The sequence below is a fragment of the Acinetobacter sp. KS-LM10 genome (assembly GCF_036896575.1).
In the GTDB taxonomy this organism is placed as follows: Bacteria; Pseudomonadota; Gammaproteobacteria; order Pseudomonadales; family Moraxellaceae; genus Acinetobacter; species Acinetobacter avistercoris.
The window spans coordinates 282,555-307,628 of record NZ_CP145906.1 but is presented as its reverse complement, the minus strand read 5'-3'; the positions used below and the strand labels follow the sequence as shown (position 1 = coordinate 307,628).

General features: G+C 38.9%; 20 protein-coding genes, 1 tRNA gene and 2 pseudogenes. 12 read left to right on the top strand and 11 right to left on the bottom strand.

From position 1 onward, the window contains the following. Window positions 1-8: 8 nt before the first annotated feature. The 8 genes and pseudogenes from mraY to V5M36_RS01345 all read right to left on the bottom strand — a co-directional run bounded on the left by mraY (window position 9) and on the right by V5M36_RS01345 (window position 9,708). Window positions 9-1,127, bottom strand: coding sequence for a phospho-N-acetylmuramoyl-pentapeptide-transferase (mraY, locus tag V5M36_RS01380; RefSeq protein ID WP_338561249.1), 1,119 nt, complete (start codon window positions 1,125-1,127; stop codon window positions 9-11). Next, a complete protein-coding gene (locus V5M36_RS01375; RefSeq protein WP_338561246.1) occupies window positions 1,128-2,537 on the bottom strand; it encodes a UDP-N-acetylmuramoyl-tripeptide--D-alanyl-D-alanine ligase in 1,410 nt (469 codons plus the stop codon). Window positions 2,538-2,546: 9 nt separating this feature from the next. Continuing rightward, window positions 2,547-4,043, bottom strand: coding sequence for a UDP-N-acetylmuramoyl-L-alanyl-D-glutamate--2,6-diaminopimelate ligase (locus V5M36_RS01370; protein WP_338561244.1), 1,497 nt, complete (start codon window positions 4,041-4,043; stop codon window positions 2,547-2,549). Between the two features lie 3 nt (window positions 4,044-4,046). Continuing rightward, a pseudogene (gene ftsI / locus V5M36_RS01365) lies at window positions 4,047-5,881 on the bottom strand (penicillin-binding protein PBP3). A gap of 9 nt (window positions 5,882-5,890) precedes the next feature. Then, complete coding sequence (gene ftsL / locus V5M36_RS01360; RefSeq protein WP_338561242.1) at window positions 5,891-6,226, bottom strand: cell division protein FtsL; 336 nt, start codon at window positions 6,224-6,226, stop codon at window positions 5,891-5,893. Then, the gene (gene rsmH, locus V5M36_RS01355; RefSeq protein WP_338561241.1) at window positions 6,223-7,149 is read right to left on the bottom strand and encodes a 16S rRNA (cytosine(1402)-N(4))-methyltransferase RsmH; all 927 of its coding nucleotides are present in this window, start codon (window positions 7,147-7,149) and stop codon (window positions 6,223-6,225) included. The genes ftsL and rsmH overlap by 4 nt, the downstream gene beginning before the upstream one ends. Before the next feature lie 185 nt (window positions 7,150-7,334). After that, a complete protein-coding gene (locus V5M36_RS01350) occupies window positions 7,335-8,354 on the bottom strand; it encodes a sulfate ABC transporter substrate-binding protein (protein WP_338561238.1) in 1,020 nt (339 codons plus the stop codon). 355 nt (window positions 8,355-8,709) lie between these two features. Next, window positions 8,710-9,708, bottom strand: a complete 999-nt coding sequence (locus tag V5M36_RS01345; RefSeq protein WP_338561235.1) for a sulfate ABC transporter substrate-binding protein — start codon at window positions 9,706-9,708, stop codon at window positions 8,710-8,712. Window positions 9,709-10,086: 378 nt separating this feature from the next. Between V5M36_RS01345 and V5M36_RS01340 the strand changes: the two genes are divergently transcribed. From V5M36_RS01340 to V5M36_RS01320, 5 genes are all read left to right on the top strand, one after another. Beyond that, the gene (locus tag V5M36_RS01340; RefSeq protein WP_338561233.1) at window positions 10,087-10,374 is read left to right on the top strand and encodes a DUF4179 domain-containing protein; all 288 of its coding nucleotides are present in this window, start codon (window positions 10,087-10,089) and stop codon (window positions 10,372-10,374) included. Between the two features lie 151 nt (window positions 10,375-10,525). Further along, on the top strand, window positions 10,526-12,034 hold the full coding sequence (gltX, locus tag V5M36_RS01335) for a glutamate--tRNA ligase (RefSeq protein ID WP_338563967.1): 1,509 nt from the start codon (window positions 10,526-10,528) through the stop codon (window positions 12,032-12,034). A gap of 112 nt (window positions 12,035-12,146) precedes the next feature. Beyond that, window positions 12,147-12,222, top strand: a tRNA-Glu gene (locus tag V5M36_RS01330). A 104-nt stretch (window positions 12,223-12,326) separates the two neighbouring features. Next, window positions 12,327-12,668 (top strand): hypothetical protein, encoded by a 342-nt coding sequence (locus tag V5M36_RS01325; RefSeq protein ID WP_338561231.1) that lies wholly within the window; start codon window positions 12,327-12,329, stop codon window positions 12,666-12,668. Window positions 12,669-12,945: 277 nt separating this feature from the next. Next, window positions 12,946-13,284 carry a hypothetical protein gene (locus tag V5M36_RS01320; RefSeq protein ID WP_338561229.1) on the top strand — a complete coding sequence of 113 codons (339 nt, stop codon included), beginning with the start codon at window positions 12,946-12,948 and terminating at the stop codon, window positions 13,282-13,284. Between the two features lie 59 nt (window positions 13,285-13,343). Here V5M36_RS01320 and ettA read toward each other — a convergent pair whose 3' ends face one another. Beyond that, window positions 13,344-15,005, bottom strand: a complete 1,662-nt coding sequence (gene ettA / locus V5M36_RS01315) for an energy-dependent translational throttle protein EttA (RefSeq protein ID WP_338561227.1) — start codon at window positions 15,003-15,005, stop codon at window positions 13,344-13,346. A gap of 283 nt (window positions 15,006-15,288) precedes the next feature. On the opposite strand from ettA, the gene V5M36_RS01310 reads away from it, so the two are divergent. From V5M36_RS01310 to V5M36_RS01300, 3 genes are all read left to right on the top strand, one after another. Beyond that, window positions 15,289-16,566 (top strand): O-acetylhomoserine aminocarboxypropyltransferase/cysteine synthase family protein, encoded by a 1,278-nt coding sequence (locus V5M36_RS01310; RefSeq protein ID WP_338561224.1) that lies wholly within the window; start codon window positions 15,289-15,291, stop codon window positions 16,564-16,566. Between the two features lie 279 nt (window positions 16,567-16,845). Further along, window positions 16,846-17,733: an SDR family NAD(P)-dependent oxidoreductase gene (locus V5M36_RS01305; protein WP_338561222.1), complete on the top strand. Its 888-nt coding sequence runs from the start codon at window positions 16,846-16,848 to the stop codon at window positions 17,731-17,733. Window positions 17,734-18,254: 521 nt separating this feature from the next. Continuing rightward, entirely contained in the window at window positions 18,255-18,566 is a 312-nt protein-coding gene (locus tag V5M36_RS01300; RefSeq protein ID WP_338561220.1) for a hypothetical protein, read from the top strand. Here the strand turns inward: V5M36_RS01300 and V5M36_RS01295 are convergent. After that, window positions 18,559-19,479, bottom strand: a complete 921-nt coding sequence (locus tag V5M36_RS01295; protein WP_338561218.1) for a LysR substrate-binding domain-containing protein — start codon at window positions 19,477-19,479, stop codon at window positions 18,559-18,561. The two genes, V5M36_RS01300 and V5M36_RS01295, sit on opposite strands and share 8 nt — an antisense overlap. 112 nt (window positions 19,480-19,591) lie before the next feature. Here V5M36_RS01295 and V5M36_RS01290 point away from each other — a divergent pair. From V5M36_RS01290 to V5M36_RS01280, 3 genes and pseudogenes are all read left to right on the top strand, one after another. Then, window positions 19,592-20,347 (top strand): annotated as a pseudogene (locus V5M36_RS01290) (SDR family oxidoreductase). Window positions 20,348-20,520: 173 nt separating this feature from the next. Next, window positions 20,521-20,964, top strand: a complete 444-nt coding sequence (locus V5M36_RS01285; RefSeq protein ID WP_338561217.1) for a nuclear transport factor 2 family protein — start codon at window positions 20,521-20,523, stop codon at window positions 20,962-20,964. 25 nt (window positions 20,965-20,989) lie between these two features. Then, window positions 20,990-21,238, top strand: coding sequence for a hypothetical protein (locus V5M36_RS01280; protein WP_338561216.1), 249 nt, complete (start codon window positions 20,990-20,992; stop codon window positions 21,236-21,238). Between the two features lie 102 nt (window positions 21,239-21,340). Here V5M36_RS01280 and V5M36_RS01275 read toward each other — a convergent pair whose 3' ends face one another. Further along, entirely contained in the window at window positions 21,341-23,704 is a 2,364-nt protein-coding gene (locus tag V5M36_RS01275; protein WP_338561215.1) for a Tex family protein, read from the bottom strand. Window positions 23,705-24,233: 529 nt separating this feature from the next. Here V5M36_RS01275 and ompR point away from each other — a divergent pair. Continuing rightward, window positions 24,234-24,998: an osmolarity response regulator transcription factor OmpR gene (ompR, locus tag V5M36_RS01270; protein ID WP_338561213.1), complete on the top strand. Its 765-nt coding sequence runs from the start codon at window positions 24,234-24,236 to the stop codon at window positions 24,996-24,998. Window positions 24,999-25,074: the final 76 nt, after the last annotated feature.

The following is a 25,074-nucleotide window of genomic DNA, read 5'->3' as shown; positions in this document are numbered from 1 at the left end:
CATTTTGCTTAACGCAATTTTAAAGTCATTAGACCTAAAACTACCAGCATAATTGTAATAATCCAGAAGCGAATCACCACTTGTGTTTCACGCCAACCCTTTTTCTCATAATGATGATGCAAAGGTGCCATTAAGAAAACACGCTTGTTACGCATGCGCAGTGAACCAATTTGTAAGAAAACCGAAATTGCTTCTACCACAAATACACCCGCCATAATCGCAAAAACAATCTCTTGGCGAACCATCACAGCGATCGTACCGAGCATTGCGCCAAGCGATAATGCGCCAACATCACCCATGAAAATTTGCGCTGGATGTGCGTTATACCAAAGAAACGCTAATCCAGCACCAATCATCGCCGCACAGATGACTACCAATTCTGATGCATTTCTGACATAAGGAATATGCAAATAATTAGCAAAACGCACATCACCTGCCAAGTAAGCAAATACACCCAGACCTGCAGCAACCAATACCACTGGCATGATCGCTAAACCATCTAAACCATCGGTTAAATTCACAGCATTAGAAGCGCCATTAATTACAAAATACGTAAAGATAATGAAACCAATACCCAAAGGAACCGCAGACAATGGAATCGACAGATCTTTAAAGAATGGAATCAACAGATCCAACATACTTGCTGTTTGGACTGGATTTGCTTGTTGTGTTGCGATGATATATAACGCAATACCTGCACCGAGTGAACCCACTGAAGTCCAAAAAAACTTTTTACGTGCAGGTAATCCAGCATTGTCTTTATAACGAATCTTGATCCAATCATCAGCCCAACCGACAGCACCAAAAATAACCATTACAGCCATTACAATCCAAACATAGGGGTTGGATAAATCAGCCCACAATAGCGTTGAAATACCAATGGAAAGAAGAATGAGTAATCCACCCATCGTTGGCGTACCCATTTTTTTGGCATGGTTTTCAGGAGCAAAAGAACTCACTGCTTGGCCATATTTGAGTGCTTGTAATTTACGGATCATCACTGGTCCGAGCACTAATCCAATGGTTAGGGCCGTCAATACGCTTAACAATGCGCGTAATGTTAAATAACGGACCACATTAAACGAACTGTTATAGCCCGCCAATTGTTCAAATAGCCATAACAGCATTTAGAGTTTCTCCATCAGATCTGTCATCAACGTTTCCATGTGGGTATAACGAGAACCCTTAAACAAGAAACTCATTTTTTGCGGTTGATGCGTTTCGACTAGACTAATTAAAAATGGAAGCGCTTGTTCTTGATTGAGAAAAGCCTGTAATTTTTTACCATATTGAGTGCTACGCGCACCTTCTTGAATTGCAGGTGAAAACTCACCTACAGCCACAATGAAATTTAGCCCTTTCATCGACACTAAATCACGACCCAACAGATAGTGCTGTTGTGCCGCTGTTGCGCCAAGTTCACCAATATCACCCATGACCATGACACGAATCCCCTCTTGCTGAGCAAGTACTTCACCAGCTGCAAGCATTGAGGTTGGATTGGCATTATAGGTATCATCGATAAATAAATATTTGTCTTGCTGAATAAAATTTAAACGGCCTTTTGCGCCTTGAGCTTGTTCAAGCCCTTGTACGATACCCTGTAAATCAATTCCGATCGCCAGAGCAAAGGCAGTAGCTGCTGTCGCATTAGAAACATTATGCATACCTGCAAAAGGTAAATTGACAGTACTACAACCTTGCGGTGTATTTAAAGTAAATTGAGCCGATTGCGCTAAGAGTTCAATCTCTGTCGCAAAAACATCACCACCCTCACCAAAACTCAAAGTTCGCTCAGTGGTTACTGCTTTTTGAATATCCGCAATAAAATCATCTTGCGCAGGAACAATGGATATTCCTGTTTTATCAATATGCGCATAAATTTCAGATTTAGCTCGGCAAATGCCTTCACGACCACCAAACTCACCCAAATGCGCTGTACCAATATTGATAATACCCGCAACATGCGGCTGGACAAGATTCGAGGTATAGTCAATCTCACCTTGGTGACTGGCACCCAATTCCATCACCGCATATTGATGTTCAGCTTGTAGCTCGAGCAACATCATCGGCACACCCAAATCATTATTCAAGTTACCACGGGTGATCAACGTCGGTGCGAGTCTGGACAAAATACTGCCTAGCATTTCTTTAGTCGTGGTTTTCCCACTACTACCAGTCAATGCAATGACCTTCAACTGTGGATTTTGAGCACGACGATAAGCACCCAAATGGCCCAATGCCAATCGAGTATCTTCAACCACCAATTGACATATATCGATTGCTAAGGGTTGACTCACAATTGCCACTTCACAACCGTTAGAAGCAACTTGTGCAATAAAATCATGTGCATCAAAGCGCTCACCTTTTAATGCTAAAAAGATATCCCCTTTTTCAGCATGGCGTGAGTCAGTCAAAATACGCTTTAAATCTGTGAATGGTGCTTTGTCTTGATACCAGTAACCTTGCGTTGCTTGAATCAGTTGTTCTGCTGTCCAAGGCACTAAAGCTGCGGTACTTGTTGTTGAGGTATGCATTTGTTTTCCTTATTGCGCTGGATAAGCTGAGTCAATTGAACTATGCATCGCATTTATTGCCGATTGCACTTCTACAACATCATCAAACCAATGGCGCACACCATCTATCTCTTGATAATTTTCATGCCCTTTTCCAGCTATCACCACGATATCGCCATCTTGAGCATTTTTAACAGCGAATTTAATCGCTTCACGACGATCAGGTATTTCATATTTATTGTGTCCTGAAAAATCTATACCTGCTTTCATATCGGCAAAAATTTGTTCAGGATTCTCAGTTCGCGGATTATCTGAAGTGATGAGTGCGATATCAGCATAATCAAGCGCTGCTTGGGTCATTAACGGTCTTTTGCCACGATCCCGATCACCACCGCAACCAAATACTGCCCACAAGTCTTTTAATACATGACGTTTCAACGTTTGTAAAACCTGAATCAAAGCATCTGGCGTATGTGCATAATCAACAATAAACAGTCTTTGCTCATCGCGAATGACTTGCATACGTCCAGGTGCACCTTCAAGCTTGTGCACTACGCTGATTAATGCTTTTAAGTCAAACCCTGCTTGCTCTGCAGCAATTAAACTCGCCACAATATTTTCCACATTAAAGTGACCGAGCAATGGGCTCTTCACTTTAAACTCACCATGAGCGGTCACTAATGTAAACGTAGCGCCTGCTAGACTATATTCAATATCGTTAACTTGATAATCTGCATTCTGTCGAGTCGAATAGGTGATCAATCTTGGCTTGGCTTTGTTTTCTTTAGCAGCGTTGAGCATAATCGATGCATGCTCATCATCAATATTGATGATGGCAACTTTTAAGCTGCTGAATTTAAAAAGCAATGCTTTTGCTGCAGCATAGGCTTCCAAAGTCCCGTGGTAATCCAAATGATCACGACTAAGGTTGCTATACACAGCGATTTCAATATCACAACCCTTTAGTCGTCCTTGCTCTAAACCATGAGAGCTAGCTTCTAAGGAAACAAATTTTGCGCCATTCAATGCATAATGATGAATGGCATTTTGTAGATTTAAAGCATCTAAGGTGGTGTGTGAAGACACCTCTAAATGAGGCAATATTCCATTACCTGTCGTTCCCATCACAGCACATTTCACATCGCTTAACATCAATAATTCAGCAATTAATCGTGAAATTGTCGTTTTACCATTGGTGCCTGTGACAGCAATAATTTTTGCCGCTGTCGTTGGCTGTACTGCCCTTAAATATTGCTTCTGCCAATGCCCCATCAATTGACGAACATTGGGCACGACTAAATTATTTTCTAAATTTAAATCCACTTCAGATATTACCGAAATTGCGCCATTCTCTAATGCTTTTTGTGCATATTGGACGGTTTTTTCAGGTTCAGAAAAACTATTCAGGGCAATGAAAATTTGCCCTGTACTCACTTTACGACTATCCAGACTAAAGCCCTGAAAGGAATGTTGCATCCATTCAGCGGCATCTTCGGTGGTGTAGAGATCTTTAAATGTAATGGACATTCATCACCTATTTACTGGATTTTTGGAGTATCTAAGGGTTTATCAAGAGGCACATTCAGCAACCTTAAGGATTCTTGCATTACCCGAGAAAATACAGGTGCAGAAACCACGCCACCATAATAAGTGCCTTTCGGGTTTTCAACGACAACCACCATCGCTAGACGAGGGTCACTGACCGGTGCAATACCCGCAAATAAGGCGCGATATTCAGTGGTCGAATAACCTTTACGATCTGGGCGTAATTTGTGTGCGGTACCCGTCTTACCCGCGACGCGATAACCAGGAATTATAGCGCGTGTCGCTGTACCACCAGGTAAGGTTGCAGTTTCCATCATCAGGAGCACTTGATCCGCAATTTTAGGATCAATCATTGGCTCACCTTTGGGTTCACCTTCAAGCTTATATAAACTTAAAGGAACTTTTACACCTTTATTGGCAAGCATGGCATAGGCATCTGCCAGTTGTAATACGGTCGCATTTAAACCATAGCCATAAGACATGGTTGCCACTTCAGAAACATTCCACTTACTCGGCGGTAAAATTAAACCTGGACTTTCACCTGGAAATTTAACTGCAGAACGCTGACCAAAACCTAAGCGCTTATAGAATGTTGGAAGTGTCGGATATGGAAGCGATAAGGCAATTTTCGCAACACCAACATTCGATGATTTTTGAATAATTCCGCCTAATGTCAATGCACCATAATTATGCGTATCACGAATAGTATGGTTACCCACACGCATAGAACCAGGAGTCGTATTCACCACTGAATTGGCCGTATATTTCCCACTTTCCAGCGCCATGGCAACTGTCAATGGTTTCATGGTCGAACCTGGCTCAAATGAATCTACCGCACCACGGTTACGCATCGCGTCTTTATTCGATAAGCTATTTTTATCATTCGGGTTATACGATGGCCAACTGGTCATCGCGAGTATTTCACCTGTTTTCACATCTACTGCAATTGCCGTTGCAGAGCGAGCATTATTTGCCACACCGACAGCCGTAAGCTCACGGTACATAATGTATTGCAAACGTGAGTCAATACTCAGCGTAATGTTCTCTCCAGCCTCAACTTCCTTAACCACTTCAGGTGTTTGTACACGATTACCATGTTTATCACGTACAATTTTTTGTTCGCCATTTACCCCAGCAAGACGTTTATTGAGCTGCATTTCTAAGCCCTCAATGCCCGTCCCCTCTGTGTTGGTTAATCCAATAATTTGTGAATTAGCTTGAGGTTGTGGGTAATAACGCTTGTATGATTTTTCAGCATACACACCTGCAAAATTACGTTTTACAATCAAATCTGCCTGTGGAGGTGGAACTTCTTTTTTTAAGACCAAATATCGAGAACGCGACCGATCTTTAACGCGTTTACGAAGCTCTTGTCGATCAATACCCACTGCATCTGCTAATTCATCTAAATTCAGATTTTCTTTAGGTAGTTGATTTTTCAGCCTTACACTATTGGGCGTTTCTTTCAATTCAGACGTAATTTCATCAAATGCAGCTTTTGTGTCGTAATAATTTTTAGGATCGATCACCACTTTCATAATCGGAGTACTAATCGCCAAAGGAATACCGTTGCGATCACTGATCACACCGCGCATCGCACTCATTTTTTCTGTTCTTAAAATTTTAGCATTGGCTTTATTTTGTAAAAAATCTTTGTTAATGACTTGCACATAAAAAGCACGGAAAACCAATAAAATAAAGCAAAGAAGCACGAAGCCCCACATCAAATAAAAACGCCACATGTCTAATGCAAGACTTGGTTTTTCTGAGATTGAACGTTGTTTTTTACGCGGTTGCTTCATTTTACTTTTATCCACCATTCAGCGTGCCTATCTTTTTTGTTCAGATTCTACGGGTAAAGAAATCACTACAGTTTTCGCTGTTGGTGGTGAATACATTCTTAACTGGGTTACTGCGCGCGTGCCAATTTGTGCTGTCGCACCAAAGGTTTGTTGTTCAATCAACAAACGTCCCCATTCCGCATTAATATCTTCACGGTCACGCATATGCGTATTAAATTCACGAAAATCATGACGATATAAATACACTTGATACACGACCATAAAAGCACTGATCAAAACCAGTGCTGTTAGAATCGTATACATTAAGGCTTTCTTTCGCTTCAATGAATTTAAATTTTTTTCTTCTACAATTTCAGACTTCATTCCTGGCCTTTTTTATTGAAGCGCTCTGCTACCCGTAACCATGCACTACGTGAGCGAGGATTCTCTTTAACTTCGGCTTCACTTGCACGAACACGATCAATTTTTTTCAAGCGACGTTTATCTTCGATTTTTTGTGGCATCCCCCAGCCCGTATCTTCAGGGAAAGTTGATTCTTTTTGAATAAATTGTTTAATAATTCGATCTTCCAAAGAATGGAAGCTAATCACCGCTAAACGACCATCTGATTTCAATAACTCAAGTGCTTGAGGTAAGAAAGCATGCACATCATCGAGTTCTTTATTAATTTCAATACGAATGGCTTGGAAAGTACGGGTAGCGGCATGCTTATTTTTTTCCCACTTTGGATGTGCCACTTTTACAATTTCAGCTAACTGTGCAGTGGTATCAATATAACCCGCTGCTTTAACAGCTTTTGCGATACGACGACTATAACGCTCTTCACCATACTGGTAAATAACATTTGCAAGATGCTCTTCCTCAACACTGACCAACCACTCTGCGGCTGTCATCCCCTTTGAGTTATCCATTCTCATATCGAGTGGACCATCTTTCATAAAGCTAAAGCCGCGTTCCGCTTGATCGAGCTGTGGAGATGACACGCCTAAATCAGCCATAATGCCGTCTACTTCTTCGATACCACGCTGATTTAACTCTTGTTTGATATCCGCAAAACTTGCATGAATAATCTTAAATCTCGGATCTTCTTGTTCCAATTCAGCTGCCACAGCCAATGCTTGAGGATCTTTATCGAAACCATAGACACGAGCATTTTCATCCAACTTAGACAATAAATGACGCGTGTGACCACCACGGCCAAATGTGCCATCGACATAAATTCCTGTATTGCGATCCGCCAGTAAGGCATCAACAGTTTCATGAAGTAATACAGAAATATGCGACATAATTATTTAATCAAAATCAGGGGAAATTTAACTGCACATTATTACCTTGTTTCCGCAAAGCTCCAAACGACTTTTTGTAGGTAAATATTACTTTTCATAGAGAAAACCGTTTCAAAAAGCCTTTTTAGATAATAAAAAAGCCTCACAAAGAGACTTTTTTATTATTTTTCAATAACTTCAATCAATTAACGACGATTATTGTAGATTTGATCAAAGATTGCACCATTCGCAAAATGTGTTTGTTGAGCTTTAGTCCAACCGCCAAAAACTTCATCGATCGTAAACGTTTTTAACTTTGGAAATTGAGCAGAATATTTCGCTAACACTTGTTCATTGCGTGGACGATAGAAATATTTTGCCGCCATTTCTTGGCCTAACGGAGAATATAAGTAATTAATATAGCCCGTTGCCAACCATTTATTACCATTTCTCTCTACTGTTTTATCTACAATAGCCACAGACGGTTCAGTCAAAATAGATATCGAAGGATAGACAATTTCGAAATCTTTTTTACCCAATACTTTCTGTGTTACAAGCGCTTCATTTTCCCAAGTAAGCAATACATCCCCAATACCACGCTCAGCAAACGTCGTCATCGAAGCTCTTGCAGCTGAGTCCATCACTTTCACGTTGCGATACATTTTGCCGACAAACTCTTTTGCTTTGGCTTCATTCCCTGCTGGTTGTTTAAGTGCGTATCCCCAAGCAGACAAATAAACCCAACGAGGTAAACCGCCAGTTTTGGGATTTGGTGTGATAATTTCAACACCTGCTTTGGTAAGGTCTGACCAATCATTAATTTTTTTAGGATTACCTTTACGCACCATAAAGACGATGGTCGATGTATATGGTGCTGAGTTATTTGGGAACTCTTTTTGCCATCCCGCATTAATCTGACCAGACTTTACAATTTCTTCAATATCGTTGGCTAAAGCTAGAGTAACCACATCTCCTTTTAGACCATCAACTACCGAACGTGCTTGCTTTCCTGATCCACCATGAGACTGCTTAAAGTGCACAGAATTTCCTGTACGACTCTCCCAGTATTGCCCAAATGACTTATTAAACTCATCATAGAACTCACGTGTCGCATCATAAGAAACATTTAAAAACTCTTTATCCGCAGCCTGCGCTGTCGGAACAGCAACGACCACACCAACCAATAAAGACAACGAAGTCATTAATGTTTTTAGTTGCGATTTCATATCAACTCATTTTTTAGCATAAATATTGTTTACCAATATATGAAATTCACTTACAAACCGCAATTCAATCATTTAACTTTGAGCTAGCAATGCTGATATTTAAATACAACGCTTATCAAATTAAATCGTTATTGGAATTTTTTCAAAAGTCTTTATTTCTACAACATAATCATGATTATTATTCCCTCAACCTAACCTTATCTCATAAGAATAAGAAATTTTAACATATCAATTCTATGACGAATTAATGATCACCTTTTGAGCTATGAAACAAGTTTATTAAATAAAAAAAGAATGTGTAAAACACATTCTTTTTTGCAGACTTACTTTTATAAATCTAAACTTGATTATTTGATTACTTTTCCTCAACCATCTGATCGTAAATCGCACCATTCACAAAATGCGTTTGCTGTGCTTTAGCCCAACCTCCAAAAACTTGATCAATGGTAAATGTTTTTTGATTTGGAAATTTCTGTCTATATTTAGCAGCCACTTGTGGATTACGCGGACGGAAATTATGTTTGGCTGCCAACTCTTGTCCAAGTGGTGAATATAAATAGTTCAAATAGCCTTTTGCTAAATTACGATTACCATTTTTATCAACTGTTTTATCTACGATTGCGACTGAGGGTTCAGCAAGAATTGAAATGGAAGGATAAACAATATCGTATTTATCTTTACCCAAACCTTGGGTTGCAAGTAATGCTTCATTTTCCCAAGACAACAACACATCACCAATGCCTCGTTCAGCAAAAGTCGTGAGTGAGCCACGCGCACCAGAATCCAGAACCTTTACATTTTTATACAGTTTTTTGACCAAATCTCTCGCTTTAGCATCAGTACCATTCGGTTGCTTAAGAGCATACCCCCAAGCTGAGAGATAAATCCAACGTGGAGCACCACCCGTTTTTGGATTCGGTGTAATAATTTCCACCCCAGGCTCAATTAGATCATTCCAATCTTTAATGTTTTTAGGATTTCCTTTACGCACTAAAAAAACAATCGTGGAGGTATAAGGTGCAGAATTATTTGGAAATTCTTTCTGCCAGTTTTTATCAATAAAACCAGCATTAACAATTTCATCAATATCATTGGCCAATGCTAAGGTGACCACATCCGCTTGTAAGCCTGTAGCGACAGCTCGTGCTTGTTTGCCTGAACCGCCATGTGATTGTTTAAACTGTACCTCTTGTCCAGTTCCTTTTTTCCAATAATCACCAAAACGCTCATTATATTCTTGGTAAAATTCACGTGTAGGATCGTATGAAACATTTAGAAAAGATTTATTTGCATACCCTGTGCCGCTGGTGAATGCCCCAAAAACAATTAAAGTGCTTAATATAATTTTATTCATAATCGCTGTAACATTTTGTTGTTGTATGTTTGCACTATATTTTTATTTTTTTACTAATACAATCATAACCTTATAACTATTTAAGAAAAAATGTTCAGTTTTTCAGATATCTACAAATCATCATTTATCACCACTAATTGTGACATTTCACTCTATACCCCTATTTTTTAAACAAAAAAAATTACATGATTGCTTTCTCTTTAATTGCTAAAATCAAAGTTGTACGCACATAAAGATCAAAATAATCACTCATAAAGTGAATATTCATATTATTTTGTAAAAAAAGTGTGACGTATTTGTTGTTTATGTGGTATTTTTGGTTAAAATCTAAGCCAATGTTAATCTTTATACAACAATACCAATTAGGGGAAGATTGGAATGAAACATTTATATCAAGCAATTTGCTTAAGTTTAACCTTGGGATGTCTTGCTCAAGGTACACATGCAGCAGGTTTGCAAAAACAAGTTGAGAAACAAAAAACACCGATTGAAAAAGCTTTGACACAACAAAAACTTGACCGTGGTGAAAATAAGCTTTTAGTCAATAATGAACCGATTAAAGTTTTGACTTCAATTTCATCTGCACCGACTCAAAACTTTTTTGCAGAGCAAAATCAACGTTTTTCACGTTTAATGCAAACCATTTTTCCGCAACACCCGTCTTAATTTTATAGCGTTTATTTTTAGATTTTTTGTTTTTTAATACATAATCTAAGAAAGATACCGAGCCCAACTGTGAATTGATGAATTAATCATTAAGCGGTTGGGCTTTTTCGTTATAATAAACTTAATTTATATGATGAATACCCTTTCAGCCATGACTGTTCGTACACGTATTGCACCTTCTCCAACTGGCTTTCCGCATGTAGGAACAGCTTATATCGCCTTGTTTAATCTATGTTTTGCTAAACAGCATAATGGCGAATTTATTCTTCGTATCGAAGATACTGATCAACTACGCTCAACACCTGAATCTGAGAAAATGATTCTAGACTCGTTGCGCTGGTTGGGTTTGAACTGGTCTGAAGGACCAGATATTGGTGGACCATATGCCCCTTACCGCCAATCTGAACGTATGGGTATTTATAAACAATACGCCCTTGATTTGGTCGAAAAAGGTCATGCCTTTTATTGCTTTGCAACTGCTGAAGAATTAGATCAAATGCGTGCTGAACAGCAAGCTCGCGGCGAATCGCCACGCTACGATGGTCGTGGTTTATTGTTATCAAACGAAGAAGTTCAAAGTCGTTTAGCTGCAGGTGAAGCACACGTCATTCGTATGAAAATCCCGACCGAGGGAATTTGTAAATTTAATGATATGTTGCGCGGTGAAGTTGAAATTCCATGGGCACAAGTAGATATGCAAATTCTACTGAAAACTGATGGATTACCGACCTATCATTTAGCGAATGTAGTAGATGACCATCTAATGCAGATTACTCATGTAATCCGTGGTGAGGAATGGATTCCATCTGCTCCTAAACATCAATTGTTGTACCAGTACTTTGGATGGGACATGCCTGTATTGTGTCACATGCCATTATTACGTAATCCAGATAAATCAAAATTATCTAAACGTAAAAACCCAACTTCAATTAATTACTATAAAGACATTGGTGTATTACCAGAAGCTTTACTGAACTATTTGGGCCGTATGGGTTGGTCAATGCCTGACGAAAGTGAGAAATTTACTTTAGATGCCATGATTGAAAACTTTGACATCACACGTGTGTCTTTAGGCGGGCCAATTTTTGATGTTGAAAAACTGAATTGGCTAAATGGTCAGTGGATTAAAGCGCTATCACCTGCTGAATTATTAGATACTTTATTGGCATGGAAAGCAGATCGTAAAATGCTTGAAGGCATTGCTGCCGCGATCCAACCGCGTATCAACTTATTATCTGAAGCTGTAAATTGGGCTGGTTTTTACTTCAATCAATTCCCGAATCTTTCTAAAGAACAATTTGAAAGTAAAAAGCTATCTGAAGAACAAGTTCGTCAAAGTCTTCAGTTTGCGATTTGGCGTTTAGAAAGTTTGTTTACATGGAATAATGACACTGTGAGTCAAACTTTAATGGACTTGGCAACACAGATGGAAATTAAATTGCGTGATTTCATGCCAGCGTTCTTTATTGCAATCGCAGGCTCGACCTCTTCAACGCCCGTCATGCAATCAATGGTGACGATCGGTCCTGATCTTACCTTTGCGCGTTTACGTCATGCTTTGGAAGTTGTCGGCGGTCCGAGCAAAAAAGAAGCGAAAGTTTGGGAAAAACTCAATGAAAGCTTAAAACTGCCGAAAAATGATGCAGTTGATCAAGCATAATTGAATTTAATGTTGACGGATGAGTGCGATGTCCCTAATATAGCGCTCACACAAGCTGAGTGAATAACTTAGTGCTTAAACTCAAAAGGTTAAGCAGTGTTGCCTCGATATTGTCCCTATCGTCTAGAGGCCTAGGACATCGCCCTTTCACGGCGGTAACCGGGGTTCGAATCCCCGTAGGGACGCCAAATTCTAAAAAGCCACTGATCTACTCAGTGGCTTTTTTTTATCTCTTAATTTTTGATTTTGACTGCAATGTTATAGAATTGCTCAAAAGAATGCTGGAGTCGTCATGCAATACCAATGTCCTAAATGTCAAAGTCGTAAAATTATGCCACTCGCAAGTGCAAATGCTCCTGCTGTACGACCGAATGTACCTAAAAGTCTAATTTTCCTCATCCCTACACTTTTTATCCTTTTGCTTTTAATTGTCAGTAGCGTCGTCATGATGATTTTTGGCAATGGTGCAGGACAAACATTACAAATCGCAACTGTAGTGGTGTTCATCGCAAGTCTGATTGCAGGTGTAATGTTTTGGCGTGATTTACCTGACTTCAAAATCTCGATGCAAGCTTTTATGCAGTCGCAAAAAAAATGGAAATGCCGTGATTGCAACAATGAATGGGAAAATTAATTCCATCGCATTAAAACTTTAATTTTATTTGTTTAACCGTTTTCTTATTTGATTAAATCACAGTAATTAAGTTTACTGTGATTTTTATTGCTTCATTGTTAGCTTTATGAAGGTTAAATTAAAAAATAAATAAGAAAATGGATTGTAAAACATTATTTACAGAAGTTTCTTACAAAAAAATCACATATAACTGATGAAAACATTTGATTAATAACAAAAAACATATACATTGAAATTGTAAGTCTCACTTTATGCACGGATTCGCAAGGAGGTCTATATGTTTGCTCACATTTTAAAAAATCTTAAAAATAATTTAAACGAGCCAATTCAATCAAATAATCACTGGCTAAACGCGTCCAATACGCGTTTAGAGTCTAACGAAAAATTTTTTCAAGATCATCATACTCGAAATGTAATGTGGCAGTATCTACGCGCCGCCTTACGTGGCGATAAGGAAGCACAATATAAAATGGGCTTAAGTTATCTACATGGTGACTTTGGGTTAGATCGAAACTATACGCAAGCTGAAAAATGGCTTAATCAAGCAGCCTGCCAAGGGCATCCTGAAGCAAAAGTAGCGTTGCAAAGAGCATTGAACCATCTCGCATTCTCATAATAATGCCAGACAAAAAAACCAGCCCTAAGGCTGGTTTTTTATTTTCTCAAAATTAGAAGTTAACCACCAATTTTGCGGTATTTTTGACGCTTAGCAACAAGATCATCACCATCACGTTTACGGCGATATTCTTCAAACTCAGTATAGTTACCGTTAAAGAACTCTGGTGTCTGACCTTCAAATGATAAAATATGTGTTGCAATACGGTCTAAGAACCAACGGTCATGCGAGATCACCATTACTGTACCTGGGAATACTAAAATTGCATCCTCAAGTGCACGTAAAGTTTCGATGTCCAAGTCGTTTGATGGCTCATCGAGTAAGATCACGTTTGCGCCCAATTGTAGGATTTTTGCCAGTTGCAAACGATTACGCTCACCCCCTGACAATTGACCTACGCGTTTTTGCTGATCTTGACCTTTAAAGTTAAAGCGACCGATATACGCACGAGACGCAATTTCATATTCACCAATCTTTAAGATGTCTAAACCGCCAGACACTTCTTCCCAGACTGTTTTATCATTATCGAGCGTGTCACGAATCTGCCCCACATACGCCACTTTAACCGACTCACCGAGTACCACAGTACCTGTGTCTGGTTGTAGCTCGCCAGTCATCATACGGAATAGCGTCGTTTTACCGGCACCATTCTCACCGACAATACCGACAATCGCTGTTGGTGGTACAGTAAAAGTTAAATCTTTATAAAGCGTACGACCATCAAACGACTTACTAATGCCTTCAACTTCTAAAACCTTGTTACCTAGACGTGGACCAGGTGGAATATAGATTTCAGACGTTTCGTTACGTTGTTGGAATTCACGCGAGTTCAGTTCTTCAAAACGCTCCATACGCGCTTTATTTTTCTTTTGCTGACCTTTTGCATTTGAACGAACCCATTCAAGCTCTTTCTTCAATGCTTTCGCAAAAGATTCTTCTTGCTTGTTCTCTTGCTCTAAACGCGCATTCTTTTGCTCTAACCAAGAAGTGTAGTTCCCTTGATAAGGAATACCCATGCCGCGGTCAAGCTCCAGAATCCACTCTGCAACGTTATCTAAGAAATAACGGTCATGCGTAATGGCAACGATTGTACCAGCGAAGTCTTTAAGGAAACGTTCTAACCAAGCAACAGATGACGCATCTAAATGGTTCGTCGGTTCATCAAGAAGCAACATATCTGGCTTAGATAGTAGCAAGCGACACAGTGCAACACGGCGGCGTTCACCACCTGAAAGCAATTTAACGTCCGCATCCCAAGCAGGCAGGTTCAAGGCAGCAGCAGCTTGATCCATTTGGTTGGTTAAATTATGCGCATCCCAAGCATGGATAATCGCTTCCAACTTCTCTTGCTCTTTTGCAAGTGCATCAAAGTCAGCATTTTCAGCGGCATATTCTGCAAATACTTCATCTAAACGTGCCAAAGCATCAAGTGGCTCACGTAAGCCATCTTCAACGTTACCGCGCACATCTTTAGTTTCATCTAGAGGTGGTTCTTGCTCTAAATAACCGATTTTGATACCCGGTTGAGCACGTGCTTCACCTGAGAAATCTTTATCTACGCCAGCCATAATACGAAGCAAAGTAGATTTACCAGCACCGTTTAAACCAAGTACACCAATTTTAGCACCTGGGAAAAATGATAAAGAGATGTCTTTCAGGATTTCGCGTTTCGGCGGAACCATCTTCGACACACGGTTCATCGTGTAAATATATTGGGCCACGTAGGACTCCTCTATAGAAAAACCAAAAATTCGCAAAAGCGAAAAAATCATCGCGCATTATACGATGAATACACTAAAAACATAAGATATAAAGCACTTCTTCAATGCATTGTTACAAGTTTAAAAAACCGACATTTCATGATCTTCATTTTTATATTTTTTCAATGAATCAAAATTCGTTGATATAAACAATTTAGATAACTTTTTCAATAATATATAAGTTTAATTAAAAATTATAAATGCTATATTTGATCAACAATTAATCCACAATAATGAATATATTATGACCTACAAAGATGAAACTCTAGCGATCCACGCAGGCTATAGTCCTGAACAAACCACCAAAGCTGTGGCCGTCCCTATTTATCAAACCACATCATATGCTTTTGATAACACGCAACATGGTGCTGATTTATTTGATTTGAAAGTTCAAGGTAATATCTATACTCGCATCATGAATCCAACCACAGCGGTTCTAGAGCAACGTGTAGCAGCACTTGAGGGCGGAATTGGGGCACTTGCTTTAGCGTCTGGTATGGCAGCAATCACCTACGCGATACAAACCATTGCTGAAGTTGGTGACAATATTGCATCGGTATCGACACTTTATGGCGGAACTTACAATCTATTTGCACACAGTTTGCCAAAACAAGGAATTGAGGTTCGATTCTTTGATTATCAAAATCCTGAAGCATTACGCTCAATTATTGACGAAAAAACGAAATTGGTTTTTGTGGAATCAATCGGCAACCCTTTAGGTAATATTATTGACCTTGAAGCTATTTCTAAAATTGCTCATGAATATGGTGTTCCTGTAGTTGTAGACAATACTGTTGCTACGCCTGTCCTCCAAAAATCTTTCGATTTTGGTGCAGATATCATTGTCCACTCTTTAACCAAATACATTGGCGGTCATGGTAATTCCATTGGTGGAATTATTGTAGATAGCGGTAAATTTCCTTGGGGTAAATATCCTGAGCGCTTTAAAGTACTCAACACACCTGATCCAAGTTATCACGGGGTCAATTACGTTGAAGCTTTAGGCGAAGCTGCATATATTGCCCGTGCTCGTGTTGTTCCTTTACGAAATACAGGCGCTGCAATCAGCCCACAAAATGTTTTCCTCATTCTTCAAGGGCTAGAGACGCTGAGTTTGCGCATGGAACGCCATACTGAAAATGCGCTGAAAGTGGCTGAATATTTAAAAGCACATCCAAAAGTAAAATGGGTGAACTATGCGGGTTTAAAAGATCATCCTCAACATGCTTTGGCGCAAAAATACGTGAAAGGTAAACCCTCTGCCATTCTCTCCTTTGGTGTACAAGATGGCCTAGAGGGCGGAACACGCTTTATTGATGCTCTGCAATTGTTTACACGTCTTGTGAATATTGGTGATGCAAAAAGTCTGGCCTGCCATCCGGCGACAACCACACATCGCCAATTAAATGAACAAGAATTAAAAGCCGCTGGTGTCAGCATAGACATGGTGCGTTTATCGGTTGGTATTGAACATGCAGACGATCTTATTGCTGATTTAGAACAAGCGCTCGCTCAAGTTTAATTCGTACAAATACAAGGTTTGATCGAATTTTAAAGATGCAAACCTTGTATTGTTTTACATTTACCTTAAACTCAAATATATTGTTTTAAAACTCAGTCAATTATTATAAATTAGAGCAAACACTCTAAAATAATTTTTAATTTCAATGATTTATCGGTAGTATTTTTTTATTTTTTGATTATCATTTGTGACATCTAACGCGTATAAATCCATCACATTGAGTCTTCTTGCCGTATCAATGCTGCATGACTGAGATATGTATCGAATAGGAAAAATGATATGAAACAAAAATTAGAAAAGCTATTTCAGCGTAAAGTTCATGGAAAAGTTGTTTTAATCACAGGCGCTTCCAGCGGCATTGGGTTAACGGTTGCGCATAAGCTTGCTGCAGCTGGCGCACATGTACTCTTAGTTGCTCGTACTGAAGAAGCACTATTACAAGCACAAGCTGATATTGAGGCTAAAGGCGGTAAAGCCAGCGTCTTTCCGTGTGATTTAAATAATATGGAGGCGATTGATGATGTCTCTAAGCAAATTCTTGAATCTGTCGATCATATTGATATTTTGATTAATAATGCAGGACGATCAATTCGACGTGCAGTAAGCGAATCAGTCGATCGTTTCCATGACTTTGAACGTACCATGCAGCTTAATTATTTCGGATCGGTGCGTTTAATTTTAAATATTTTACCGCAGATGATGGAAAATAGAGCTGGACAAATTATCAACATCAGTTCGATTGGCGTACTTGCAAATGCAACTCGTTTTTCTGCTTATGTCGCTTCAAAAGCCGCTCTCGATGCTTTCAGCCGTTGTCTCTCAGCCGAAGTTCATTCACATAAAATCGCGATTACCTCTGTGTATATGCCTTTGGTGCGTACCCCCATGATTGCACCAACCAAAATGTATAAGTATGTTCCGGCGTTAACACCTGAAGCAGCAGCAGATCTCATCGCTTTTGCAATTGTTAAACGCCCTAAAAAAGTGGCGACTCATTTAGGGCGTTTAGCAGCGATCACCTACTCCATTGCTCCAGATGTTAACAATAAACTCATGTCCATCGGTTTCAACTTATTTCCAAGTTCTTCTGCTTCCGTCGGAAAACAAGAAAAGTTGAACCTTATCCAACGTGCATATGCTCGATTATTCCCTGGTGAACACTGGTAGAATTTATCTAAATATTCAAATTAAAACAACAATTTAAGTAACAAAAGACCTTATCAATTAAGGTCTTGTATTGTATTTAATCATTTTACATCTGTTACAAATCTTTGGCTTTTTTTAATTTTTGTTTAAGAATTCATTGTCATTCTTATTAAATAACATTATTGAGAAGACGCCTAATGCGATCCATTTATCTTTATAAAATTTTTTTCTTTCTTTGTGCAACGCTATTTTCAATTAATTTTTTTGAGTTAATTCAGTTGCATGTTTATACATTAGACACTTTATTTCAATTTGTATTTTTAATGATTACGCTTTATCTCGCTCTATTTATCCACACATCAACAGCATCTAAATCTTATAAATTTATGACAAGATTTAAAAAACATATCAAACTTTCACTCCCTTTAAATTTATCGAGTAGAGTGAAAAAATAAAAAAACGTGCTTAGAATAATTAATTAATCCGATGATATTTTTTAATTTATGATATAAATCACCCATCATTTTTTCTTATGTTGATGTATGCGTTTATTTGCTTTATTTCTACAATATGCTGCAATCGCTTTTGCAATTTTTCTGTGTTTTCAAATCGGGATGAGCGTTCATTTAAATCAATTTGACATGATGGATACCGTTGCTAATGTGGGTACAATTTTAGTCTGTATCGACCTCGCCGTATTTCTCTGGCATAGCCGTAGCAGTAAAGCGCAAAATTTGCAGGATTATGCGAATCAACTCGAAAAACCAGCACCAACCTTTGTCAAAGTTTCTCGTAAAATGGGTCATTTCGGTATTTTATTGATTATCACCAGTTGGATTGTTCCCCTTATCTAAGCCTTCGATCAACAAAAGGCTTCGCCTGAGACCTCAAATGTTCTTTCATCTTTTTTTCCAGCCAATCTAGAAAATCATTGAGATATTGGGGTCGATATTTTCGATCAGTTATTAAAATATTGACCGCAAGAGATGCCGGTTTAATATTGGGAAATAAGACTTGCATCTGCCCCGTCTCTAATACTTGATTCGCATCAAATTCAGGAATCTGAATCATCCCCAAACCTGCCAATCCAGCTGAAATATAACTTTCCGTATCTTCAACCATAATGGCATAACCAACGGCATAACAATCTTGTTCAAAGGCTAACTGTATACAGTTATGCATTTTTTTATCCGTCAGATAGGCAACAGCTTTATGTCGTTCAAGTTTTGCCACATCAGGTAAGCCGTATTGATGAATATACGGTTTAGAGGCCAATGTAATAAGCGCTGAATAGCCAATTTCACGGGCAATCAAACTATCCGTCTGTACTGAACCAACACGAATCACACAATCCAAACCCGTTTCAATCAGGTCTGAATAGGCATCTTGACTGTTAACCAAGATCTTAACCTGAGGATACATCGCATAATATTCATATAAAGATGGAATCAAGAGTTGTGTCGCTAATCTCAGAGGTAACCCAATTGAAATTTCACCATGTTGATGATTTTTATTTACCTTCACTCTATTTAATTCTTTAAGCTGACGAATAACATTTGCAGCTTCCAGATAAAATATGCTGCCCTCATGCGTCAAACTCACATTGCGGGTGGATCGATAAAACAATAAGACCTCATACTCTTTCTCTAAGGACTTAATCGCATGCGTCACTGTTGATCTTGGCAAATTTAATGTTAAAGCTGCTTGTGAAAACGACTTTTTTTGTGCGATAAGGCAAAATAATTTTAGTTTTTCGATTTTATCCATTTTTATTATTCAACTTTTTAAAACAATCTATGCAAGTTATATAACTATGTTATCGATATTACATCAATTACTATTTTTGTGAACTAAATCACATGGAACAGGATTAACAATGATAACTACACACGTTCTAAAAGATAAATCTGTGCTGATCACTGGCGGTGCCAAAAATTTAGGCGGCTTAATTTCAAGAAAATTAGCTGAACAAGGTGCCAATATTCTCATTCATTATAATAGTGAAGAAACCCGTCCAGATGCTGAAGAAACATTAAAAGCGGTTCTAAGCTATGGCGTAAAAGCGGTTTTAGTCCAAGCTGATTTATCTAATATCAGTCAAATTGAAGAATTATTTATTCGTGCAAAATCTGAATTTGGCGGTGTCGATATCGCCATCAACACCGTCGGTCGTGTATTAAAAAAACCATTATTAGAAACAACTGAAGACTAATACGATGACATGAGTGACATCAACTCTAAAATTGCATATTTCTTTATTCAATCTGCAGGTAAGCATTTAAATGACAACGGTAAGATCTGTACCATTGTCACCAGCTTGTTGGCAGCTTATACCGGTTTGTACTCTACATATGGCGGTTTGAAAGCACCTGTTGAGCATTTTACCCGTGCAGCGTCCAAAGAGTTTGGTGAGCGTGGAATTTCCGTAACTGCTGTTGCTCCAGGCCCAATGGATACACCATTCTTTTATGGACAGGAATCTTCTGAAGCTGTCGCTTATCATAAATCTGCATCAGCGCTAGGTGGCTTAACGCGTATTGAAGATATAGAACCACTAATCCGCTTTCTCATCACGGATGGCTGGTGGATTACCGGTCAAACTATTTTTGCAAATGGCGGCTATACCACACGTTAATTTTGATTTTTGAATTAATCGTTCAATTTTATAAAAACAGCTTGAACCTTCGCAAAATCTTGTGAAGGTTCATTTTCAATGCTTCATTTTTTAATATGGTTTTATTTTTAAATAGTTCATTTTATTTAAATACCTTACTTTATAAACACAGCACGTTATAAAGAGTTCTCAGCATGATTAAAAACTTTGTTTCATCACGTCGAATGATTTCTTTGCTCCTGATTATTGGCGCTACGACATTGCAAAGTATCGCATCAACGCCCACCCAAACATCAAAAACGATAGCAACCAAACAACAACTTCCGATACCCGTACAACAACAAATCGAGGCAGTAAATGCAGGAGATGTTGAACGCTGGCTAAGTTTATTTTCAACACAAGCCATCGTTAATGACTGGGGTAGAGTTTTCCAAGTTCGCGATAAAATAAGAGCATGGAGCGATAAAGAGTTTATCGGTGCAAAAGGACAATTGAAGATTTTAAATATTTTGACCGAAGGGAATAAAACGATCGTTGATGCGAGTTGGAAAAGTAACTTTTATTCTGGTGACTCTCGCTTTGTATTTACGACACATGCAAATAAAATCACTGAAATGCGCATCACCTCATTCAAATAAAAATATTAATTGGAAAAAATAAAAAATGCGAACCCTCATCATCATTATTCTTGGTCTACTTATCAGCACGATCACATTATGGCTGACACCCGTACAAAACCGTATCGTCATCGGCATTATATTCAGCATCATCTGGCTCATTCTTATTCTCTGGAATTTACGTATTGGCATGTCGCATGGCTATACTTTCGCTCAAGAATTACCTATTCATTTAATCCTCTATATCATCCCAATCGCGACGTACTGGGGTTATATTTGGTTTAAACGTTTGTAAAATTTTACTTTAAACATTTAAGAACGTTAACACCCATATTCTTCGCATAAAAAAAGAGCATTTGCCATGAAGCAAATGCTCTTAATGATTAAGATCCGAGTATTATTTCGAACCTTTAATTCCTGCTTGGAGTAACAATGCACCTAAACCACCAATTTTAGCTTCTTGTGGTTTAGCCGATTGTGGTTTCTTCGCTTGTTGTGGACGATCACCCTGCGGACGAGCCTGTTGAGGACGTTTTGCTTGAGGCTTACGTTCAGTTCGTTGTTCAGCATTTGCTGGCTCACGACGAGGTTGACGTGGCGCTTTCACAGGTGCTTCAGAACCTTCAGGACGCATAGACAAATTGACACGATTACGTTCAGCGTCTACTTGTAATACACGAACTTGTACAATTTGACCTGGCTTTACAATTTTATGTGGATCTGCAACAAATTCATTCGCAAGTTCTGAAATATGCACCAAGCCATCTTGATGAACGCCGATGTCAACAAATGCACCGAAGTTAGTCACATTGGTGATCACACCTTCAAGCTGTAGACCTTCAGTCAATTGCGAAACGTTGTTGATGTCTTCACGGAATTTCACGGTACGGAATTCTGGACGTGGATCACGGCCCGGTTTATCCAATTCGTTTAAGACATCTTTAATCGTAGGTAAACCAAATTTGTCATCCACAAATGCTTCAGCATCCACCTGACGAATAATTTCAGTATTACCAATAATATCTTTCACTGTCGTTGCTTTCGCTTCAACAATTTTATTGACCAATGCATATGATTCAGGATGTACAGCAGATGCATCGAGTGGTTCAGAACCATCTTGAATACGCAAGAAACCTGCCGCTTGCTCAAAAGTACGCTCGCCTAGACGTGGTACATTTTTTAAAGCTTGGCGGTTGTCAAAACGACCATTTTCTTTACGGAAATCAACAATCTGTTGCGCAATTGATTTGTTCAAACCTGCGATATAACCCAAGATTGCAGAAGATGCCGTATTAACATCTACACCCACTGAGTTCACACAGTCTTCAACCACGGTTTCTAGCATTTTTGCTAAACCTGTTTGGTTGACATCATGTTGGTATTGACCCACACCAATCGACTTAGGATCAATTTTCACCAGCTCGGCCAATGGATCTTGTAAACGACGTGCAATTGAAACTGCACCACGAATCGAAACATCTAGCTCAGGCAGCTCAGCAGAAGCAAGTTCAGACGCTGAATAAACGGATGCACCTGCTTCAGAAACAGAAACACGTGTGAGCTTAAGATCAGCATTTGCTGTCATCATTTCAGCCACAACTGCTTCAGTTTCACGACTTGCAGTTCCATTACCAATTGCGATTAGATCAACATTGAATTCACGGCAAAGACGTTCTAATTCAGCCAGTGAACCCGCTTTGTCTTCTTTCGGTGCAAATGGATAAATGGTGCTATGTGCCAACACATCCCCAGATGCATTCACAACAGCCAATTTCACGCCTGTACGAATCCCAGGATCTACACCCAAAGTGGTACGTGCACCTGCTGGCGCAGACAATAATAGATGACGGAGATTCTCTGCAAAAACATCCATTGCTTCAGATTCAGCAGATAGGCGCTTTTCAGTTAATAATGAATGTTCAATTTGTGGACGCACTTTACCTAACCAAAACAACTTAGCCGTTTGCTTTAAGTAATCTTGACGTGTTTGCGGCTGAACTTGATCTAAATTATATTCAGTCTCAATACGTGCCAATGGTGCATCATCTTGCCCATCTACTTTTAAGCCCAATACATTTTCTTGGCGACCGCGTAGCATGGCCAATAAACGATGGGATGGAACTTTATTTAAATTTTCTGAGAAATCGAAATAATCGCGGAATTTTTTACCCACTTCTTTCTTTTCATCAGAAGCCACTGCACTTTTCAACATCGCAGTCTTTGCGAAAGTTGTTTTAAGCTCTGTGGTTAGTGCAATATTTTGCGCCCAATCATCAATGATAATGTGTTGAATCGCATCCAATTGACTGTCTAAATCTGGATAATTCTCATGGCTAAATCCAGCCAATGCTTCAGAAGGCTCGACCTGATCTGCGAGAATTTTCTCTGCAATCGGACCTAGACCAGCTTCTCTTGCTTTAAAAGATTTACTCGTACGCTTAGGACGGTACGGTGCATAAATTTCTTCTAATGCATTTTTTGTTTCAACTGCATTCACACGAGCAAGTAAATCATCGCTTAACTTATTTTGTTCTTTTAGTGATTCAAGAACTTTTTCACGGCGCTCAAACAAATCACGTAAATAAGTTAATCGCGTATCAAGTTGGCGTAATTGTGTATCGTCTAAGCCTTGCGTTACTTCTTTACGGTAACGTGCGATAAATGGAACACTAGAACCTTCATCAATCAGCTTAATGGCAGCTTCTACTTGGTTTGGACGTACGGCAAGTTCACTTGCCAACTGCTGAACTAAGTCAGTCATCGTGTTAAATTCCACAAGGATAAGGACTAAAAGTTAGTGATTATAAAGACCGAGACTATAAAATCCACAGTTGTTTTGAATATTTACAATGAAATTTTTAATAAAACTTTTTTTTTGCATATATTTACCTATTAATTTCATTATTCAACCTTTGCTTTTTATTATTTTAGATTAAAATTAAAGCAATCAATATGACATTAGTCAACTTTTATATCACGCATTTCAATTCACGCCAAAATCGATCATACCAACATCATCTTGATTTGTTAAACTTTGAAAATTAATATTTAATAATCCATAATAAACAAATATTTAGAATAAAGCAAAATCTCTAAAAGATGATTAAAACTAAGTTATGAATAAGATAAACTTCAGGTATAGTAAAAGTGCTTTAAGATGTTGTTATTTGGTTTCAATCCACGCTTAAAATTGTAATTTTGAGCAATTTGATACATAGTCTTAACAAGAACTTAGGCTTTATACTGAGACTTACAAATATTTATAAATACAACCTAAAAGGGAGTGCATCATGAGTTTGGTTGTACCTGCTGAAAATACAGATGTTGTACACAATGAAACTGACCGAGTCGAACGCATTTTAGTTGTCGATGATGATGTGCGTTTACGTACCCTTTTGCAGCGTTTTTTAGAAGATAAAGGTTTTGTGGTAAAAACAGCACATGATGCGACGCAAATGGATCGATTGTTACAACGTGAATTGTTCTCTTTAATTGTTTTAGATTTCATGCTTCCTGTTGAAGATGGTCTAAGCATCTGCAGACGCTTACGTCAGTCAAATATTGACACACCAATAATTATGCTTACAGCTCGTGGTAGCGATTCAGACCGGATTGCAGGTTTGGAAGCAGGTGCAGATGACTACTTGCCAAAACCGTTCAACCCGAATGAATTGTTAGCTCGTATTCGTGCTGTACTTCGTCGTCAAGTCCGTGAAGTGCCGGGCGCACCAAGCCAAAATGTTGAAGTGATTTCTTTTGGCCCGTGGTCTTTGGATTTATCCACTCGCACCCTGACCCGTGAAGGACAAGTCGTTACCTTAACAACAGGCGAGTTTGCCGTACTCAAAGCGTTGGTACAACACCCTCGTGAACCATTAACTCGTGATAAGTTAATGAACTTGGCACGTGGACGTGAATGGGGTGCAATGGAGCGCTCAATTGACGTTCAAGTGTCACGTCTACGTCGTTTGATCGAAGAAAATCCTGCCCGTGCCCGTTATATCCAAACGGTATGGGGCGTCGGATATGTATTTGTTCCAGATGGTGCTGAGTAAAATTTAAAAGGAAGAATCAAGTTTATTTAACTTGATTCTTCTGGTTTTGCGATCTAATTCTGCAATCTAACGCGGC

Coding starts and splice junctions, on each gene's coding strand:
- ftsL (WP_338561242.1), bottom strand. CDS start 6,226: ATGAAGTCTGAAATTGTAGAAGAAAAAAATTTAAATTCATTGAAGCGA.
- V5M36_RS01345 (WP_338561235.1), bottom strand. CDS start 9,708: ATGAATAAAATTATATTAAGCACTTTAATTGTTTTTGGGGCATTCACC.
- V5M36_RS01350 (WP_338561238.1), bottom strand. CDS start 8,354: ATGAAATCGCAACTAAAAACATTAATGACTTCGTTGTCTTTATTGGTT.
- V5M36_RS01370 (WP_338561244.1), bottom strand. CDS start 4,043: ATGTCCATTACATTTAAAGATCTCTACACCACCGAAGATGCCGCTGAA.
- V5M36_RS01295 (WP_338561218.1), bottom strand. CDS start 19,479: ATGGATAAAATCGAAAAACTAAAATTATTTTGCCTTATCGCACAAAAA.
- V5M36_RS01275 (WP_338561215.1), bottom strand. CDS start 23,704: ATGACTGACTTAGTTCAGCAGTTGGCAAGTGAACTTGCCGTACGTCCA.
- mraY (WP_338561249.1), bottom strand. CDS start 1,127: ATGCTGTTATGGCTATTTGAACAATTGGCGGGCTATAACAGTTCGTTT.
- rsmH (WP_338561241.1), bottom strand. CDS start 7,149: ATGTCGCATATTTCTGTATTACTTCATGAAACTGTTGATGCCTTACTG.
- V5M36_RS01340 (WP_338561233.1), top strand. CDS start 10,087: ATGAAACATTTATATCAAGCAATTTGCTTAAGTTTAACCTTGGGATGT.
- V5M36_RS01280 (WP_338561216.1), top strand. CDS start 20,990: ATGCGAACCCTCATCATCATTATTCTTGGTCTACTTATCAGCACGATC.
- V5M36_RS01305 (WP_338561222.1), top strand. CDS start 16,846: ATGAAACAAAAATTAGAAAAGCTATTTCAGCGTAAAGTTCATGGAAAA.
- V5M36_RS01285 (WP_338561217.1), top strand. CDS start 20,521: ATGATTAAAAACTTTGTTTCATCACGTCGAATGATTTCTTTGCTCCTG.
- V5M36_RS01300 (WP_338561220.1), top strand. CDS start 18,255: ATGCGTTTATTTGCTTTATTTCTACAATATGCTGCAATCGCTTTTGCA.
- ompR (WP_338561213.1), top strand. CDS start 24,234: ATGAGTTTGGTTGTACCTGCTGAAAATACAGATGTTGTACACAATGAA.
- V5M36_RS01320 (WP_338561229.1), top strand. CDS start 12,946: ATGTTTGCTCACATTTTAAAAAATCTTAAAAATAATTTAAACGAGCCA.
- V5M36_RS01375 (WP_338561246.1), bottom strand. CDS start 2,537: ATGCATACCTCAACAACAAGTACCGCAGCTTTAGTGCCTTGGACAGCA.
- gltX (WP_338563967.1), top strand. CDS start 10,526: ATGACTGTTCGTACACGTATTGCACCTTCTCCAACTGGCTTTCCGCAT.
- V5M36_RS01310 (WP_338561224.1), top strand. CDS start 15,289: ATGACCTACAAAGATGAAACTCTAGCGATCCACGCAGGCTATAGTCCT.
- V5M36_RS01325 (WP_338561231.1), top strand. CDS start 12,327: ATGCAATACCAATGTCCTAAATGTCAAAGTCGTAAAATTATGCCACTC.